The sequence below is a fragment of the Arthrobacter sp. PM3 genome (assembly GCF_003352915.1).
Taxonomy (GTDB): domain Bacteria; phylum Actinomycetota; class Actinomycetes; order Actinomycetales; family Micrococcaceae; genus Arthrobacter.
This window is the reverse complement of sequence record NZ_CP022314.1, coordinates 2,393,274-2,411,126: the sequence shown is the minus strand read 5'-3', so window position 1 is coordinate 2,411,126 and position 17,853 is coordinate 2,393,274. Positions and strand designations below refer to the sequence as shown.

Below are 17,853 nucleotides of genomic sequence, written 5' to 3'. Positions count from 1 at the left end.
GACCGCTAGACGGCGGCGGGGTGCTTGGCCGCAGCCTGTTTGAAGTAGTGCTCGAGGTCCTCCAGGCTCTTGTCCTTGGTCTCCGGGATGAACCTTGCGGCGAAGGCGATGGCGCCGACGCCCAGGACGGCGAAGACGAAGAAGGTGTTGGACAGTCCGATCGCGGCCAGGAGCTGCGGGAAGCCGAAGCCGACGAGGAAGTTCACGATCCACAGCACGAAGGCCGAGGCGCCCATGCCGAGGCCGCGGATCTTCAGCGGGAAGATCTCGGAGAGCATCAGCCAGGTGACCGGCGAGATCGCGCCCTGCTGGAACGCCAGGAACGTCACGGTGAGGGCCAGGATCGCGTAGCCGCGGGCGGTGCCTTCGGGCAGGAAGAGGGAGAAGACGCCGATCAGCAGCAGCGCCGTGGTGGTGCCGAGCTGGCCGGTGATGAGCATCCTCCGCCGTCCTACCTTGCCCAGCAGCCAGATGCCCAGGAACGTGGCCAGGACGGAGATGACGCCGTTGGCGATGTTGGCGGTCAGGGCCGCTTCGCGGCCGAAGCCGGACTCCGCGAGGATCTGCGTGCCGTAGTACATGATCGAGTTGACGCCGGTGATCTGCTGGATGACCGCGAGGCCGATGCCCACGAGGAAGATGTGCCGCAGCCAGGGCACGCTGAGGTCCTTCCAGGAGCCCATCTTGGCTTTGTAGTCCTCGACGGCAAGGGCTTTGACTTCTTCGAACTCGGCGGCCGCCGCGCGCTGGGAGCGGATGCGCTGCAGCACGCCGAGGGCTTCGCCGAAGCTGCCCATCGAAGCCAGCCAGCGCGGGCTTTCGGGCATGAAGTTCATGCCGATCCACAGCGCGATCGCCGGCAGGGTGGCAATGACCAGCATCCAGCGCCAGATCCCGCCGGACTCGCCGAAGCTGTTGCCGAGGTAGGCGTTGAAGATGAAGGCCAGCAGCTGGCCGGTGACGATCATGAGCTCGTTCTGGGTGACGATACGTCCGCGCCGGTCACTCGGCGAGACTTCGGCCAGGTACACCGGCACGGTCACGGAGGCCCCGCCCACGGCCAGGCCGAGGATCAGCCGGGCCAGGATCATCACTTCCGTGGTCGGCGCGAAGGTGCAGGCCAGGGTGCCGGCGAGGAAAACCAGGGCCAGCACCATGATCATTTTGCGCCGGCCGTGCCGGTCCGCGAGCCGCCCGCCGAAGAGGGCGCCGAAGGCCGCGCCGAACAGCAGCGAGGACGTCACGAGCCCCTCGGTCAGCGGCGTGAGGCCCAGGTCCGCCTGCATGTAGGGCAGGGCACCGTTGATCACGCCGGTGTCGTAGCCAAAGAGGAGCCCGCCGAACGTGGAGACGATCGTGACGGTGCGCAGGGCCCGCCGGTGGTTGACGGATCGTGCCACGTCGGTGACGGCCGCCGTCATAGGCTCGCTTTCTCGACGCGCTGCGTGATGGTCTCCAGCTGGTACCGGGAAACCTCTTCGGCGTTTTCGTCCTCGGCGAAGACGCTGGAGACCATGACGGTGTCCTCGCGGTCCAGGAAGCCGATTTCCTTCAGGCCGCCGAAGAACTCGTCCCAGTTGACGTCGCCGTCGCCGACTTTCAGGTGCTGGTGCACCCGGACCGGGTTCCCGGGCGGGTTGGTGATGTAGCGCAGGCCGTGCGAGGCGTGGTGGTTCATGGTGTCGGCAACGTGGACCAGGCGCAGCTTGTCCCCGGCAGCGCGCATGATTTCCAGCGGCTCGTTCTTCATGTGGAAGCTGTGCGAGGCCACGTAGACCATGCCGACGTTCTTGGAATTGAGGCCGCGGATCACCCGGATGGCGGCGAGGCCCTCCTCGACGAAGTCGTCCGGGTGCGGATCGATCAGCAGGTCGATGCCCTCCCGCTCGATGATCGGCAGCAGTTCCTCCATGGAGCGGTAGAAGGCGCGCTCGGATTCCTCGGCTTTTTCCGGCCGGCCGCTGAACTCGGTGTTCATGGTGCTGACGCCCAGGTCAACAGTGATCTGGATGGCGCGCTTCCAGTAGCGGACGGCGGCCTCGCGGGCGTCCTCATCCGGGCCGGACCAGCGCAGCACGGGCAGCACCGAGGCGATTTCGATTCCCGCGTCCTTGCAGGCCGCCTTCAGCTTGCCCACCAGCTCGTCGTCGGCCTTCGGGTGGTTGTAGAACGGGATGAAATCCGCGTGCGGGGTCATCTGCATGTACTTGTAGCCGAGGTCGGCGACAACGCGCGGGAACTCCAGCAGGCTGTGGCTGTGGTGGAACGGCGTGGGGTCAAGGGCGATTTTCACGAAGGACACTCCATTGTGGATCAGTCAGGTTGTGCGGGGTGGCGGAACACAACGGAAGGGGCGGACAGATCCGCCCCTTCCGGTGCTCCTAGCGGTACAGCGCGGGCTTGGCGTTGAGCTTCACGGCGACCTTTTCGCCGTTCTTCTGCGCCTCGACGCCGGCCTCGCAGCAGGCGGCCGTGGCGTAGCCGTCCCAGGCGGTGGGGCCGCCGATCTCATCGCGGCGGGCCGCGTCGACCCACGACTGGATTTCGACGTCGTACGCCGCGCCGAAACGCTCCTCGAACCCGGGGGTGACGTTGCCGCCCCAGTGGCCGTTGCTGCGGGTGTACGGGCCTTTGTCCCCGCCGATGCTGACGATGCCGTCCTCGAAGGAGGCCTGGGTGGCCACTTCGTAGCCGAACTTCGCGTTGACGTAGATCTCGACGTCGGCCAGGACGCCGGACTCGGTCTCGATCAGGACGTGCTGGGGGTCGTGCTGGCCGGCCGGGGCGTTGCGGGTGGGCTTGCCGAGGCGGACCTGGACGGAGGTGATTTCCTCGCCGGTGAAGTAGCGGATGGCGTCGAACTCGTGGACCACGGAGTCGTTGATCAGCATCTCGTTGGTGAAGCCGGCCGGGGTGGTGGGGTTGCGGTGCTGGTGGTGCAGCATGAGCAGCTCGCCGAGTTCGGAGTCGCGGATGATCTTGCCCAGGGCGGCGTATTCGGCGTCGAAGCGGCGCATGAAGCCGACCTGGATGCGCTTGTGGCCAAGCTTTTCCTCAGCCTCGACGATCTTCCAGGAGGATTCAGCATCCGGGGTGAGCGGCTTCTCGCAGAGGATCGGGATGTCCTTGGCGATGGCCTTGAGCAGGATGTCCTCGTGCAGGAAGCCGGGGGTGGCGATCAGGACGGCGTTGACGTCGCCGTTGTTGAGGGCTTCTTCGGCGTCGGCCAGGGCGACGGCGCCCGGGAGGCCTTCGATGGCGGCCTGCGCCCGGGCGAGGTCGACGTCGACGACGGCGGCAACTTCGGCTCCGTGGATGCGGGTGTTGAGCCGCTGGATGTGGTCTGCGCCCATACGGCCGGCGCCGATAACGGCAACGCGGAGGGTCTTGGTCATGGTGTGTATTCCTTCTATCTAGTGGAACTAGTTGACGGCGGTGCGGGAGCCGCAGGAGAGCAGGTAGTTGCGGGTGCGCTTGGCGATCGGCATGGGGACGTCGAAGGCCACGGGGTACATGTCCTGTTCCACGATGCCAAAGATCGGGCGGTTGAGGCCCTCGACGGCTTCGATGACGGCGCGCAGGTCCGGCAGGCCGTTCGGCGGCTCGGTCATGACGCCGGCCAGGTTGGCGGCGGCCCAGGTCATGTTTTCCTCGTTGACCTTTTTGAGGATGTCCGGGTTGATCTGCTTCAGGTGCAGGTAGCCGATCCGGTCCGGGTAGTTCTTGATCAGGTCCAGGCTGGAGGCACCGCAGTATTCGGCGTGGCCGGTGTCCAGGCACAGGTTCAGGTACTGCGGGTCCGTGGCGGCCAGGAGGGTTTCGATGTCCTCCTGGGCACCGACGTGGGAATCGGCGTGCGAGTGGAACTGCTGCTTCAGGCCGAAGTCCTCCAGGAGGGTCTTACCCATCCGGTTGTGGCCGGCGAAGAGGTCGCTCCAGGCCTGCTCGGAAAGCGTGCCGCTCTCCACGGCCTCGCCGGTGACGTCGTCGCGCCACATGGCCGGGATGACCACGATGTGTTCGCCGCCCATGGCTGCCGTGAGTTCGGCGACCTTGCGGGCCGGCTCCCAGGCTTCGTCGTACTGGTGGGCGCCGCGGTGGAAGGCGGTGAAGACGGTCCCGGCCGAGATCTGCAGGTCGCGCGCCTTCAGCTCTTCGGCGAGGCGGGCCGGGTCGGTGGGCAGGTAGCCGTACGGGCCCAGCTCGATCCACTTGTAGCCGGATTCGGCCACCTCGTCCAGGAAGCGCTCCCACGGGGTCTGCTTGGGGTCATCCGCGAACCAGACACCCCAGGAGTCCGGCGCGGTGCCGATGATCAGCTTGTTCTCAGTCATATCCGTTCCTTCTCACCGATTGCTCCGCAGGTGCCCTTTTGGACGCTCAAAACGGCGGTTACGGAGCAATCGATAGTGGTTGTTGAGGTGTCAGTTCGACGGGAAGTTGTAGGAGGCGCCGGAGGCGTGGTGGGTTTCGGGCCAGCGGGAGGTGATGACCTTGCCGCGGGTGTAGAAGGAGACGCCTTCGGGGCCGTAGATGTGCTTGTCGCCGAAGAGGGAGGCCTTCCAGCCGCCGAAGGAGTGGTAGGCCACGGGCACGGGCAGGGGCACGTTGATGCCGATCATGCCGACCGTGACGGAGCGCTGGAACTTCCGGGCCGCCGCTCCCGAGGAGGTGAAGATGGCGGTGCCGTTGCCGTAGGGGTTGGCGTTGATCAGCTCGATGCCGTCTTCGAGGGTGTCGACGCGGACGACGACGAGGACGGGGCCGAAGATTTCCTCGGTGTAGGCGCTCATTTCGGTCTTGACGTGGTCCAGGACGGTGGGCCCGACCCAGAAGCCGTCCTCGTGGCCGGGGACGACGAGGTCGCGGCCGTCCACGACCATGGCGGCGCCGGCGGTTTCGGCTTCGGTGACGATCCGTTCGATGCGTTCCTTGGAGGCCGCAGTGATCACCGGGCCCATCTCGGCGCCGGGGGCGGTGCCGTTGTTGACCTTCACGGCCAGGGCGCGTTCTTCGACCTTCTTCACCAGCAGGTCCGCGGCCTCGCCGACGGCGACGGCGACGGAGATGGCCATGCAGCGTTCCCCGGCCGAGCCGAACGCGGCGGCGGCGAGGTGGTCAGCGGCGTTGTCCAGGTCCGCGTCGGGCAGGATGATCGCGTGGTTCTTCGCCCCGCCAAGGGCCTGGACGCGCTTGCCGTGCGCGGTCGCGGTCTCGTGGACGTACCTGGCGATCGGGGTGGAGCCGACGAAGGAGATGCCGTCCACGTCCGGGTGGGTCAGCAGGCCGTCGACGGTTTCCTTGTCGCCGTGCAGGACCTGGAACACGCCGTCGGGCAGGCCCGCCTGCTTCCACAGCTTCGCCAGCAGCATGGAAGCCGACGGGTCGCGCTCGGAGGGCTTGAGGATGAACGCGTTGCCGGTGGCGATCGCCATCGGGGCCATCCACAGCGGCACCATGACCGGGAAGTTGAACGGGGTAATGCCCGCCACCACTCCCAGGGGCTCACGGAAGGAGAAGACGTCGATGCCGGTGGAGACCTGGTCGGAGTAGTCGCCCTTGAGCAGCTGCGGGATGCCGCAGGCGAACTCGACGACTTCCAGGCCGCGGCCGATCTCGCCCTTGGCGTCGGAGAGGACCTTGCCGTGCTCGGCCGTGACCAGCTCCGCGAGCTCATCGACGTGCGCGGCGACGAGCTCGCGGAACTTGAACAGGACGGCGGTGCGCTTGGCCAGGGAAATGTCGCCCCAGGTGTCGGCAGCCTTGCGGGCGGCGGCGACCGTGGCGTCGAGGTCGGCACGGTTGGCCAGGCGCAGCTCGCCCGAGACGGCGCCGGTGGCCGGGTTGTACACGGGCTGGGTGCGGTCGCCCTCGCCGGCGGCTTCGGCACCGTTGATGAAGTGGTTGATCGTCGTGGTGGACGTCGTCGTTGACATGGTGATGGACTTCCTTGGTCTGTGACTGTTTTTGTCTGTGACTGTTTTTTGTCTGTGACTGTTCGTGGTGAAGTGAGACTCAGCCGAGCAGTTTGCGCTGGCGTGACTTGTGGTCGACGTAGGTCTGGAAGGCCTGCTTGGTGGATTCGAGCTCGGAGACCTGGGAGACCGGGACGTCCCACCAGGACTCGGAGGACGGGGCATCCAGCAGCGGGTCGGATTCGATATGGATGACGATCGGGCCGCCGTTTTCCGGGGCGGCTTTCGCGTCGCGGATGGCCTGTTCGAGTTCGGCGATGACTTTCTCGCCCGGTTCGATCCGGATCACCTTCACGCCGAGGGATTCGGCGTTGGTGGCGAGGTCGATCGGGAGCTTCTCGCCGTCGTCGAAGCTGTGGTGCTCCTCGTCCAGCGCCCGGTACTGGGTGCCGAAGCGCTGCGAGCCCAGGGATTCGGAGAGCGAGCCGATGGAGGCGTAGCCGTGGTTCTGGATCAGGACGACGATCAGCTTGATGCGCTCGGCGACGGCGGTGACGAGTTCGGTGTGCATCATCAGGTAGGAGCCGTCCCCGACCATGACGACGACGTCGCGGTCCGTGCCGCCGGCCTTGGCCTCGGCCAGCGCGGCACGTTTGACGCCCAGCCCGCCGGGGATTTCGTAGCCCATGCAGGAGTAGGCGTATTCGACGTGGTAGCCGAACGGGTCACGGACGCGCCACATCTTGTGCAGGTCACCGGGCAGCGAGCCGGCCGCGCAGATCACCACATCCTGGGCGTCCATGGCCCGGTTGGTGGCGCCGATGATCTCGTTCTGCGCCGGCAGCGGGGTGTTGCGGGTATCGAACGCCGTGTCCACGGTGGCGTTCCAGCGCTGCTTCTCGTTCGCGACCTGCTGTTCGAGGTCCGCGCCGACTCGGTAGCCGCCGAGGGCCTGGTTCAGCTTGACCAGGGCCTTGCGGGCGTCGGCCACCACCGGGATGGTGGTGCCGTGCTTGTACGCGTCGATCGGGGCGACGTTGATGTTGACGAAGCGCACGTCCGGGTTCTGGAAGGCGGTCCGGGACGCGGTGGTGAAGTCCTCGTACCGGGTGCCGATCCCGATAATCAGGTCCGCTTCGGCGGCGATGGCATTGGCCGCCGTCGTGCCGGTGGAGCCGATCGCGCCGAGCGAGTGCTTGTGGTCCCAGGGCAGGACGCCGACGCCGGCCTGGGTGTTGCCGACCGGGATGCCGGTCAGTTCGGCGAACTTCGCGAGCTCGTCGTTGGCGTAGGCGTAGAGGACGCCGCCGCCGGCGATGATCAGGGGCCGCTTCGCGGCACGGATCGCGGCCGCGGCGCGGCGGACGTCTTCATCCTCGGCCTCCGGGCGGCGGATCCGCCATTCGCGCTCGGCCAGGAACTCCTCGGGCACGTCGAGGGCCTCGGCCTGGACATCCTGGGGCAGGGAGATCGTGACCGCGCCGGTCTCGGCCGGGTCCGTCAGGACGCGCAGGCCGTGGTGAAACGCGGAGAACAGCTGCTCGGGGCGGGAGACCCGGTCGAAGAACTTCGACAGCGGGCGGAACGCGTCGTTGACCGTGATGTCGTACGCGTAGGGCTGTTCGAGCTGCTGCAGCACCGGGTCCGCGGCGCGGGTGGCGAACGTGTCACTGGGCAGCAGCAGCACCGGCAGACGGTTGGTCGTCGCCAGGGCGGCACCGGTGAGCAGGTTCGAGGACCCCGGTCCGATCGAGGTGCTGATCGCGAAGGTCTGCCGGCGGCGGGTGTGCCGGGCGTAGCCGACGGCCTGGTGCGCCTGGGCCTGCTCGTTGCGGCCCTGGTAGTACGGCATGATCCGCGGATCCAGCTGCTGGTACTGCTTGAGCGCCTGCCCGACACCGGCCACATTGCCGTGCCCGAAAATACCGAAGGTGCCCGGAATCAGGCGCTCCCGGAACTCCACCCCGTTGATCGAGTCAACGGTGTACTGCTTGGACAGGAACTCGACCACGGCCTGCGCCACGGTCATCCGACGGGTTACAGATCCCATGGGTATTTACTCCGATACTTCTGCGGTGCGGTCTGAGGCGGGGCGGTTCAGGAGGGAGGCTGCCGTGGCGACGGCGCCGGCGACGTCGCCGTCGGCCGGATACAGCAGGGTCCGGCCGACCGTGAGGCCCTGGACACCGGGCAGGGCCAGGGCCGCTCCCCAGCTGGCGAAGACCTCGTCCTGGCTGCTGTCCGGGTCTCCCCCGAGCAGGACCGTGGGCATGGTGGTGGCGGCCATGACGCGTTCCATGTCGGCCACGACCGGCAGCTTCATCCACGTGTAGGCGCTCGTGGAGCCGAGGCCTTCGGCGATGGCGACCGACTTGATGACGGCGTCGGTGGAGAGGTCATTGCGGACCTTGCCGTTGGCGTCGCGGACGGAGAGGAAGGGCTCCACCATGGCGATCAGCTTGCGCTCGGCCAGCGAATCGATGACCTTGGCGGTGGCTTCCATGGTGGCCACAGTGTCCGGATCGCCCAGGCAGATGCGGGTCAGCATCTTGCCGCCGTCGGCGCCGAGGGCCTCGAGTGCCGCTGCGGTGTGCCCGGTGAAGCGGTCATCGAACTCGTTGACCAGGCCGGCCAGGCCGCCGCGGTTCATTGACCCGAACAGCAGCTTGCCCTCCAGCGCGCCGAGCAGCAGCAGGTCATCCATGATGTCCGGCGAGGCCAGGACACCGTCGACGAGGGGGTTGGCCAGCGCGATCCGGAGCCGGTCCAGCAGTTGGCGGCGGTCCGCCATCGCCACCGGATCGGACCCGACGGCGAGGGCCCCGCGGGCCGGATGGTCGGCGGCCACGATGAAATTCTGGGAACCGTACTTCAGCCCGGGGTGGCGGCGGCGGCCCTTGGCCGCGCGGGCGATCGCGTCGGGGTCCTCGAGCCGGATGGTGCTCAGGTGCTCGTAGCGGCGGGGGTCGTCGTCCGCGGCGGCCGGAGCCGGCGTCGGGACGGTGGAGTGGACACTCATAGTGCTGCTCCTTCCGGGGCGTTCTGGGTGGCGAACTGGCCGGGGGCGAGGCGGCCACGCTCAGCCAGCAGCGAGGTGACTTCCTCCGGCGTCGGCATGGCGTCTGCGCAGGAGAGCCTGGACGCCACGATGGCGCCTGCGGCATTGGCGAAGTCGAGGACTTCGGCCAGCGGCCAGCCGGAGAGCAGGCCGTGGCAGAAGGCGCCGCCGAAGGAGTCACCGGCACCCAGGCCGTTGACGGTCTCGACGGGAACGGGGGCGGAGACGACGCGCTCGGTGCGGGTCTTGGCCATCACACCCTCAGGGCCAAGCTTGACGACGGCGATTTCGACGCCGGCGGCCAGGAGGCGGTCCGCCTGCTCGTCCGGGGTGCCCTGGCCGACGGCGACGGCGCACTCCTGGTCGTTGCCGATCGCGACCGTGACGTGCGGCAGGATCTTGGCGACCTGCTCGCGCGCCTCCTCCTCGGAGGACCAGAACATCGGGCGGTAGTCCAGGTCCAGGATGGTGTACTGGCCCTGCTTCAGGCCGGTGCGGGGCCTGGCTTCGTGGGCTTTGAGGTGCGCTTCCCGGCTGGGCTCCTGGCACAGGCCGGTCACGGTGGACCAGAAGATGCCCGCGTCCCGGATGGCGTCCAGGTCCAGTTCATCGGCCTTGATTTGCAGATCCGGGGCGGTGGGGAAACGGCCGTAGAAATACAGCGGGAAGTCATGCGGGGGCTTGATCGCGCAGAACGTCACGGCGGTGGGGTACTCCTTGACCGAAGCAACGAAGGAATCATCCACGCCGAACTTGTGCAGTTCGCGGTGCAGGTACTTGCCGAAGGCGTCGTCGCCGGTCCGGGTAATGACGCCGGTGCGGTGGCCGTGCCGGGCTGCCGCTACGGCCACGTTGGACGGGGATCCGCCGAGGTATTTGCCGAAGGACGTCACGTCCTCCAGATCCACACCAATGTCGTTCGGGTAGATATCAACGCTGATGCGCCCGATCGTGAGCAGCTCATGGGTCACGGTAATCGTGGACCTTTCTCGTGTGAACTCTGGTACCTCTGTACAGCTGAAGTTCCGGTGCCTGGAGGGCCCGCGTGAGCCGGACCACATCCACTACTTTGCCCTAGATTCAATGTCCTGTCAAAGGTTTGTACTGACATATTTACAACTTGCCACAGAGGGTGTCGCAATGCCTCTTTCGGAGGCATGCCGGACACCGCGCGGCGCAGCTTTTTGCGCGGATTATTTGGCGGGAACGCTGAGTTCGCCGGTGACATACTGGGCCCGGCCAAAGCCGAATGACCAGTCCCCCGCCGTGTTCTCGACATAGCCGATGAACACGTCAGTGCCGGCAATCCCGAGCCCGGCCAGCTTGTCGGCAATGGCGGCAAAGAGCGACTGCTTGGCCGCCTGACTGCGCCCGCCCTGGGTGAAAATCTGGATCATGACCACATCCGGAGTGCGCTCAAAGCCCAGGCCGGCATCCTGGGCGACGATCTGGCCGCGCGGATGCTCGGTCAGCACATGGAAGTAGTCCCGCTCCGGAATCCCGTATTCGGCCAGGATGGCGTCATGGATCCCCCGACTCAGGTCCTGGAGCTGCTGCGGGCTGCGGCCCTGGTTGACGTCGATTCGAACGAGGGGCACTCGATTCTCCTTCATTAGCTAGTTTGTCCTGACATACTAACAAAGTTGCGTGACTCGTCACAAGCCCCGAGGCGAAGGGCGCCGGAAACGAAAAACGCGGGGTCACTCAAAGCCCATCCGCAGGTGCGGAAGGGACGCTGAGTGACCCCGCGTTGGGGTGGTGTTTGTTACTGCAGGAACCGGAAGACGCCCCAGGCCGGGGCCACGACGGCGCAGTCCTTGCGGTGGGACGCCCGGAAGACCGGACGACGCCGGCGGCCGGCTGACTGGAAGATGGCCCTGGCGCCGCAGTCCAGGCAGACCAGCCGGCGTTTGAGGCTGTCCCTGCGGGGCGGTGCCAGCGAGCTGAACTCCTCCGCGGTCCATTCCCTGTTGTTCGGCAGGCACAGCGCGCGGTTCACTTCACCGTTCCTTTCTTCTGTTCACTCGCCTTCTGTTCACTCGCCTTCGGTCCCGGAGGTGCGGGGTCCCGGTCCCGTTTTTCACTCCGGCTTGGGCCGGAAGTCGAGGAGGACTTTTCCGGAGGTGGCGGCGTCGCGGGCGGTGGCGAAGGCCGCCAGGCCGTCCTCGAGCCGGTAGGTGTGGGTGATGACGGGGTCCGCGGCGAGGGTGCCGTCGGCGAGGGCGGTGATGACGTGATCGATTTCGTTGTTGAACCGGAACGAGCCGATCAGTTCCAGTTCCCGGGTGATGGCCAGGGAGATCAGGACCGGCTGCGGGCCGGTGGGCAGCAGCCCGACCATGACGACCTTCCCGCCGCGGGCCGCCCCCCGGATGGCCGAGGCCAGGCCGTGGTGGCTGCCGGAGGACTCGATCACGACGTCGGCCTCGACCGCCTCGATCGCCGCGGTGTCCGTCCCGTGCAGGAGATCGTCCGCGCCCACGGCCCGGGCGATCTCCAGCGGCTTCTCGTGCATGTCCACCGCCACGATCCGGGCCGCGCCGGCCCGTTTCAGCACGGCCACGGCCAGCGCCCCGATCGGCCCGGACCCGATCACCAGCGCCGTCTTCCCGGCCACGTCCCCGGCCCGGCCGACCGCGTGCCAGGCCACGGCCGCCGGCTCGGCCAAAGCCGCGGTCCGCAGCTCCAGCCCGGCGGGCAGGGCCCGGAGCATCCGGGCAGGGAGCACCGCGTACCGGCTGAACGCCCCGTCCGTGTGCGGGAACCGGGCCGCGGACCCCAGATACGTACAGCCCGGGGACAGGTTCGGCCGGTCCGCCGGGAACCGCCCCGGCCCGTGGCCGGGGGTGGCCGGGTGCACCGCGACCGGGGCGCCGGCGCCCGGGCCGGTCCCGTCCGCCGCGGCCCGCACCACGGTCCCGACAATCTCATGCCCGAGCACCATCGGCGCCTTCAGCACCGACTCCCCCGCCGCCCCGTGCAGCCAGTAATGCAGGTCCGACCCGCAGATCCCGCCGAACGCGACCTCCACCACCGCCTCGTCCGGGCCCGGGACCGGCACCGGGACCTGTTCGATCCGCAGATCCCCCGCCCCATGGGCCACCACCGCCGGCCCCGCCACCGGCACCACCGCCGGAAGAATTGTTGCGCNCGTCATCAGACCACCACCGTCATGCCGCCGTCGACGAAGATCGTCTGCCCGTTGACGAAGTCCGAGCCCGCCGAGGCCAGCCACACCGCCGGCCCGGCCAGGTCCTGCACCGTCCCCCACCGGCGCGCCGGGGTCCGGCCCAGGATCCAGGTGTTGAACGCCCCGTCATCGACCAGGTTCTGCGTCATCTCGGTATGGATATACCCCGGCGCGAGCCCGTTGATCTGCAGCCCGGACCCCGCCCACTCCGCCGTCATCGCCCGCGTCAAATTCCGCAGCCCGCCCTTCGCCGCCACATACGGGGCAATCGTGGGCCGGGCCAGATCCGNCTGCACCGAACAAATATTGATGATCTTCCCGTGCCCCCGCCCGATCATGTGCCGGGCCGCTTCCCGGCCCACCAGGAACGCGCTCGTCAGGTCCGTCGCGATCACCCGCTCCCAGTCCGTCACATCCAGCTCCAGCATCGGCACCCGGTGCTGGATCCCGGCATTGTTCACCAGCACCTCCAGCGGACCCACGTGCTCCTCGACCCACGCCACGCCCCGGGCCGCCTCGGACGCGTCCGTGACATCAAAAGCGCACCCGTGCACCCGCCCCGGCGGGTAATCCGCGGCCATCAACGCCTCCGCAGCCTTCAACCGCTCCGCATTCACACCGTTCAGCACCACCGTCGCCCCCGCATCCGCCAGGGCCCGCGCCAACGCATTCCCGATCCCCCGGCTCGACCCCGTCACCAACGCCACCCGGCCCGACAAGTCAAAAAGTCCGTTGCTTGTTCCCGGCATCAGATGCGTCCCTGCTGGACGAGGTTCGCGGGGGTGCGGCCTTCTGCCAGTGCCGCGAGCTGCTGCTTCAGCAGCTTCAGGATCCTGGGCTCAAAGGCGGACGCGTTGCCGCCCACGTGCGGAGTGATGAGCGCATTGTCCGTGCCCCAGAGCGGGTGGCCCTTGGGCAGCGGCTCGGGGTCCATCACGTCCAGGGCGCACTGCAGCCGGCCGGAGACCACTTCCCGGGTCAGGGCGTCGGCGTCCACCACCGCGCCCCGGCCCACGTTGACCACCAGGGCGCCGTCGGGCAGGGCGGCGAGCACGTCGGCGCCGACCAGGTGGTGGGTCGAATCGGATAACGGCAGGACGGAGACGAGGATGTCGTGGTCCCGCGCGAGCGCGATGAGGTCCTTGGACGAGTGCACGCGGCCGTCGTCGTCGGTGCGGGCCGTGCTTCCGACCCTGGTGAGCGTGACTTCAAACGGTGCCAGCCGGCGGGCCAGTTCCCGTCCGATGCCGCCAACGCCCAGGAGCAGGACGCGCCGGTCGGCGAGGGACTGGCGGCGCTGCGGTGCCCAGGCTTGCGTCTGCTGGTCGCGGACGGCCTGGTCGATCCCGCGCAGCTTGGCGAGGATCAGGCCCACGGCGAGTTCGGCGGTGGCGGCGGCGTGGACGCCGGAGGCGTTGGCCACGGCCGCGGACGGACCGGCCGCCTCCGGGACGCCGTCGAACCCGGTGGACTGCGTCTGGACGAATTTAAGGTCCTTGACCTGGGCCAGTGAGCCCAGCACGGCCGAGGCGTCGATGTAGGGCAGGATGACGCCGTCGATGTTTCCGTGGGCTTCGCCGGGCGCCTCCTTCATGTCCCACACCACTCCCCTGAGTCCGCCGGGAAGCGGGGAAAGGGCGGCAAGGAGCTGGGGTTCGGGGAAGCTGATGGTCTGCACTGACTGCATGGAGGGGCCTAACGGGTTCGCGGGGGTGTGGTTCGGGGAAGGGGTTCGGGCGGGGTGGGTTCAGTTGCTCTGTTCGCGGCGGTCGAAGGTCAGTCCGCCCGGGACCTGGAAGGTTGGCATGAGCTCAAGCATGCCCACATTCACGTGCCGCGGGGTTTCGATGGCGTAGTCCAGGGCGTTGACGATGTCGTCCGTGGTGAGCGACTCGTAGCCTTCGTAGTATGTCTGCCAGGCCTCGGCCATGGCTTCGGGGCTGCCGCCCATGTTGCGTCCGAAGATTTCGGTCTCGACCCGGCCGGGGCAGATCTCGGTGACCCGGATCCGCTTGCCCACGGTGTCGTTGCGCAGCTGCCGGGAGATCTGGTGCACGGCGGCCTTGGTGGCGTGGTAGACGGTGTGGCCGTAGAAGTTGTAGAGGCCGGCGATCGAGCTGATGTTGACGACGTGTCCCCGGTCCCGTTCGACCATGCCGGGCAGGACCAGGCGGGTCAGCTGGAGCAGCCCGCGCAGGTTGACGTCGACAAGCTCGTCGATGTCGCTTTCGCTTGAGTCCAGGATGTTGCCGGGCCGGGACACTCCGGCGCAGTTGACGAGGACGTCAACTTCGAGGCTTCCGACGGCGGCCGTCAGGGCGGTGGTGTCGGTCAGGTCGAGGACGTGGGGCACGGCCCCGGTGCGGTCGGCGAGTTCGTTCAGCCGTTCCTCGTTGCGGGCGACGGCGTGCACGGTCAGTCCGCGCTTGGTCAGGCGCTCGGCGATCGCGGCGCCCATTCCTGTTGAGGCGCCGGTGACGAGTGCGGTCGAGTAGTCGGAAAAGGGCATGGAAGTCTCCTATGGATGTACGTGGTGGGGTACGGGTGCCGGCTTGCCGGGGGCCGCCGCCGTGGCGGCGGGGGTCAGGCGTCGCGCAGCGGCAGGTGCGCGCGGTCTTTGACGGTGCTGACGGCGATCAAGGTGCCCAAGGCGGTAACGACGGCGTAGAAGGCCGGCATGTAGACGTTGCCCGTGGTGGAGATCAGCCAGGTCATCAACAGCGGTGCGGTGCCGCCGAAGAGTGCCGACGAGACGTTGTAGCCGAGGCCGTACGCGGAGTAGCGCACGCGGGTGGGGAACAGTTCAACGATGAGGATGTGGATCACGGCGGTGTGCCCGGCGAAGACGACTGCCATGATGCAGGCGCCAAGGATGGCCAGGCCCATGTTGCCGGTGACAATGAGGGCGTAGGCGGGAATGCCGAGGACGGCCATGGCGATGGCGGAGCCGGCGATGACCTTCTTGCGGCCCACCCGGTCGGAGAGGGCGCCCATGAAGGGGATGGCGATGCAGATGGCCACCAGGCTGCAGGCGGTGACGATGAGGGCTTCGCCGATGGTGAAGTTGATCTGCTTGCCCTTGAGGAACGTGGGCATGTAGGAGAAGAGGACGTAGTAGCCGGAGCCGTTCATGAGCGGGATGAACAGGGCCAGCAGCATGGCGCGGCGGTGTTCGGCGGACTTGAAGGCTTCCTTGAGGGGGTTCTTGGACAGGCCGCCTTCTTCTTTCAGCTTCTCGAAGTTCGGGGTGTCGCTGATGGCCTTGCGGATGTACCAGCCGATGATGCCCATGGGGATGGCGACGAGGAACGGGATGCGCCAGGCGAAGGCGCCGAAACCGCCGCCGTCGATCGCTGCCTGGGTGAGCCATGGGGACATGGAGAACGCCACGAGGGTGCCGGTGAGGAGGGCTGCGAAGGAGGCGATTTGGGCGTAGGAGGTGATGATGCCGCGCTTGCCTTCCGGTGCGTGCTCGGCGAGGAAGGTCATGGCGCCGGCTGCTTCGCCGCCGACCGAGAAGCCCTGCAGCATGCGGAGCAAGACAAGGAGCGCCGGCGCGGCGATGCCGATGGCCGCGTAGCTTGGCAGCAGGCCGATGCCCGCGGTCGCCACGCTGATCAGCAGGATGACAAAGACCAACAGCTTTTGCCGGCCGATCTTGTCCCCCAGGAAGCCGCAGACCACGGCGCCGAGCGGCCGCACGAAGAAGGAGACGGCGTATCCGGCGAAGACGAACAGGAGCGCGTTGTCCGGGTTGCCCGGGGCGAGGAAGACCAGGGCCAGGGTTCCGGCCATGAAGGCGAAGATGCCGTTGTCATAGAGTTCGACGAAGATCCCGACGCACCCGGCGGTGACGACCTTCCTGGTTTGCCTCGCGTCCAGCCGATCATGCTGCGGTCCGGAGGCTCGCGTTGCTGTTGTCATGTTGATGTCCTTTGTAGTTCCTGAAGTCTGGTGCGCGGCTAGATGCCGGCCGCGGGGGTGAGTTCCCGCCAGCCGGCGCTGGTTCCGATGCCGAGCAGCGCGAATACGGTGCGGACCGTGTTCCTGAGGTTGTCCAGTTCCTGGCATGCCGCCCGGTGTCTGGCCGTCGCCTCGGCGACGGTGGTCTTTCGGAAAGTGATGGTGTGGCCCGGCCTGGCCTGGGCCAGGAGGTCCAGTGACCGGCTGGTGACGACGGCCAGGACCGGGTAGCCGGCCGTGACCCCGCGGCCCCGGTGCAGCACGAGGAGCTCGTCCCGGGAGGGGACCTCGATCGCTCCGACCGGCACGCCGCGGGAGAGGACCTCGGAGCTCAGCTGCCGCTCCGGCAGGGCGCCGCCGAGGCGGAGTCCGATGTGGTTGCTCCGCGGGCTCACCGTGTAGCGGGTATTGAAGAGCAGGTCCGCGGTGTCGCCGAACTCGTCGACGTCGGGGCCGTCCGTGACGTCGATCGCCGGTTCGGTGCTGAAGGCCGGCCGGGTCAGGCCGAGCCGGAACAGGGGCAGGTCGAAGTGCGGCTGGGTGATCGGCGCGACAGTCTTCGTCGTCGTCAGTTGCGTTCCTTCGGCGAGCCGCAGGCCGAATCCGATCACGGTGTCCGGGGCGCAACTGCCCAGCAGGGTGGGCACGGCGAACGAGCCGTGGACCGCGATGTACGCCCGGAGCCCGGTGTGGATTCCGCGCACGGCCACGGTTTCGCCGGCCCGGACGGACACGGGTTCCCATTGCGGGCATGCGCGTCCGCCGACCGTGAGGCTGAGCGGCGCCCCGGTTACGGCGATCAGGATGTCGGTGGTGGCCGTCATCCGGAAGTCGAGGGCGGTGAGCTCCAGCAGCGGATCGTTGTCGCTGTTGCCGGCCAGGATGTTCGCGGCTTTGGCGGAGAACTGGTCCAGTGCACCGTTGACGGGAAGCCCGAAGCGCGGTCCCCTGGTCCGGCCGAGGTCGGTGACGACCGAGTTGCCGGGCTGCTGGATGAGGAGGGATCCGGTCACTTGGCGGCCTCCAGGAACTGTCCCGCGTAGCGGGAGAAGTCGGCGGCGGGGATCTGCCGGAACCGCAGGACGTCGCCGGGCAGGTACGGGACCAGCGGTTCGGCGTCGGCGTTGAGCACGGTCAGGGGCGTCTGCCCGATGACGCACCATCCGCCCGGCGCCGCGGCCGGGGCGATCACGGCCTGCCGCCCGGCGACCGACACGGCGCCCGCCGGGACGGACAGCCGCGGGTCCTTCAGCCGCGGCACGGGCAAGGGGAAGTCGGGGCCGTCCATCATGGGGGACCCGGCGGGGGCGCCGAGGCAGCGGATGACGTAGGTCTTGCCGGTGTGCGCGGCGATGACGTCCTCGACGGACAGTCCCTCGTGCTCGGCCACGCGGTCCAGGTCGGGTCCGAACTCGCCGCCGTAGACCACGGGGACCTCGAAGCGCCGCGGGGTCCGCAGCGCGGGGCCGACGTAGTCGAGCTGGCGGATGCCCAAGAGGATGACGGCCCGGACCTGCCGGGCGGAGGTCAGATAGGGGTCGAATTCCACGAGCACGGAGTCGTAGGTCGGGACGGCGCCGTGGATGCCCTCGACGCCCGCCGACTCGAGCCAGCCGGAGAGGGAGTGCACCGTGGCCCAGTTCTTCCCCGCGTCGGGGGACGTCGCCACAACGCGCAGCGCGGCGTCGCCGGATTCGTGGATTTCCAGTGTGGTCGGGGCGGACATG

General features: G+C 68.0%; 17 protein-coding genes. All 17 read right to left on the bottom strand.

Going from position 1 to position 17,853, the window contains the following annotated elements:
- Window positions 1-5 precede the first annotated feature (5 nt).
- The 17 genes from CFN17_RS11130 to CFN17_RS11050 all read right to left on the bottom strand — a co-directional run bounded on the left by CFN17_RS11130 (window position 6) and on the right by CFN17_RS11050 (window position 17,852).
- On the bottom strand, window positions 6-1,421 hold the full coding sequence (locus CFN17_RS11130) for a sugar porter family MFS transporter (RefSeq protein ID WP_208747778.1): 1,416 nt from the start codon (window positions 1,419-1,421) through the stop codon (window positions 6-8).
- On the bottom strand, window positions 1,418-2,293 hold the full coding sequence (locus tag CFN17_RS11125; RefSeq protein ID WP_208747777.1) for a sugar phosphate isomerase/epimerase family protein: 876 nt from the start codon (window positions 2,291-2,293) through the stop codon (window positions 1,418-1,420). Before CFN17_RS11125 ends, CFN17_RS11130 begins: the two co-directional genes overlap by 4 nt.
- Before the next feature lie 88 nt (window positions 2,294-2,381).
- Window positions 2,382-3,395, bottom strand: a complete 1,014-nt coding sequence (locus tag CFN17_RS11120; RefSeq protein WP_208747776.1) for a Gfo/Idh/MocA family protein — start codon at window positions 3,393-3,395, stop codon at window positions 2,382-2,384.
- Between the two features lie 27 nt (window positions 3,396-3,422).
- Window positions 3,423-4,334: a sugar phosphate isomerase/epimerase gene (locus CFN17_RS11115; protein ID WP_208747775.1), complete on the bottom strand. Its 912-nt coding sequence runs from the start codon at window positions 4,332-4,334 to the stop codon at window positions 3,423-3,425.
- Between the two features lie 90 nt (window positions 4,335-4,424).
- On the bottom strand, window positions 4,425-5,936 hold the full coding sequence (locus CFN17_RS11110) for a CoA-acylating methylmalonate-semialdehyde dehydrogenase (protein WP_208747774.1): 1,512 nt from the start codon (window positions 5,934-5,936) through the stop codon (window positions 4,425-4,427).
- A 79-nt stretch (window positions 5,937-6,015) separates the two neighbouring features.
- The gene (gene iolD / locus CFN17_RS11105) at window positions 6,016-7,965 is read right to left on the bottom strand and encodes a 3D-(3,5/4)-trihydroxycyclohexane-1,2-dione acylhydrolase (decyclizing) (protein WP_208747773.1); all 1,950 of its coding nucleotides are present in this window, start codon (window positions 7,963-7,965) and stop codon (window positions 6,016-6,018) included.
- Between the two features lie 6 nt (window positions 7,966-7,971).
- Window positions 7,972-8,934 carry a deoxyribose-phosphate aldolase gene (locus CFN17_RS11100; protein ID WP_208747772.1) on the bottom strand — a complete coding sequence of 321 codons (963 nt, stop codon included), beginning with the start codon at window positions 8,932-8,934 and terminating at the stop codon, window positions 7,972-7,974.
- A complete protein-coding gene (gene iolC / locus CFN17_RS11095; protein ID WP_208747771.1) occupies window positions 8,931-9,944 on the bottom strand; it encodes a 5-dehydro-2-deoxygluconokinase in 1,014 nt (337 codons plus the stop codon). The genes CFN17_RS11100 and iolC overlap by 4 nt, the downstream gene beginning before the upstream one ends.
- A 222-nt stretch (window positions 9,945-10,166) precedes the next feature.
- Entirely contained in the window at window positions 10,167-10,571 is a 405-nt protein-coding gene (locus CFN17_RS11090; RefSeq protein WP_208747770.1) for a tautomerase family protein, read from the bottom strand.
- 167 nt (window positions 10,572-10,738) lie between these two features.
- The gene (locus CFN17_RS11085; RefSeq protein ID WP_208747769.1) at window positions 10,739-10,972 is read right to left on the bottom strand and encodes a hypothetical protein; all 234 of its coding nucleotides are present in this window, start codon (window positions 10,970-10,972) and stop codon (window positions 10,739-10,741) included.
- Window positions 10,973-11,053: 81 nt separating this feature from the next.
- Complete coding sequence (locus tag CFN17_RS11080) at window positions 11,054-12,130, bottom strand: zinc-binding dehydrogenase (RefSeq protein ID WP_208747768.1); 1,077 nt, start codon at window positions 12,128-12,130, stop codon at window positions 11,054-11,056.
- On the bottom strand, window positions 12,130-12,912 hold the full coding sequence (locus tag CFN17_RS11075; RefSeq protein WP_208747767.1) for an SDR family oxidoreductase: 783 nt from the start codon (window positions 12,910-12,912) through the stop codon (window positions 12,130-12,132). Before CFN17_RS11075 ends, CFN17_RS11080 begins: the two co-directional genes overlap by 1 nt.
- Window positions 12,912-13,850, bottom strand: a complete 939-nt coding sequence (locus CFN17_RS11070; RefSeq protein ID WP_208747766.1) for a 2-hydroxyacid dehydrogenase — start codon at window positions 13,848-13,850, stop codon at window positions 12,912-12,914. Before CFN17_RS11070 ends, CFN17_RS11075 begins: the two co-directional genes overlap by 1 nt.
- A gap of 60 nt (window positions 13,851-13,910) precedes the next feature.
- Window positions 13,911-14,672, bottom strand: a complete 762-nt coding sequence (locus CFN17_RS11065) for an SDR family oxidoreductase (RefSeq protein WP_208747765.1) — start codon at window positions 14,670-14,672, stop codon at window positions 13,911-13,913.
- 74 nt (window positions 14,673-14,746) lie between these two features.
- Entirely contained in the window at window positions 14,747-16,087 is a 1,341-nt protein-coding gene (locus tag CFN17_RS11060; RefSeq protein WP_208747764.1) for an MFS transporter, read from the bottom strand.
- Between the two features lie 38 nt (window positions 16,088-16,125).
- Window positions 16,126-17,139 (bottom strand): biotin-dependent carboxyltransferase family protein, encoded by a 1,014-nt coding sequence (locus CFN17_RS11055; protein ID WP_208747763.1) that lies wholly within the window; start codon window positions 17,137-17,139, stop codon window positions 16,126-16,128.
- Window positions 17,136-17,852: an allophanate hydrolase subunit 1 gene (locus CFN17_RS11050; protein WP_208747762.1), complete on the bottom strand. Its 717-nt coding sequence runs from the start codon at window positions 17,850-17,852 to the stop codon at window positions 17,136-17,138. The genes CFN17_RS11055 and CFN17_RS11050 overlap by 4 nt, the downstream gene beginning before the upstream one ends.
- Window position 17,853 lies beyond the last annotated feature (1 nt).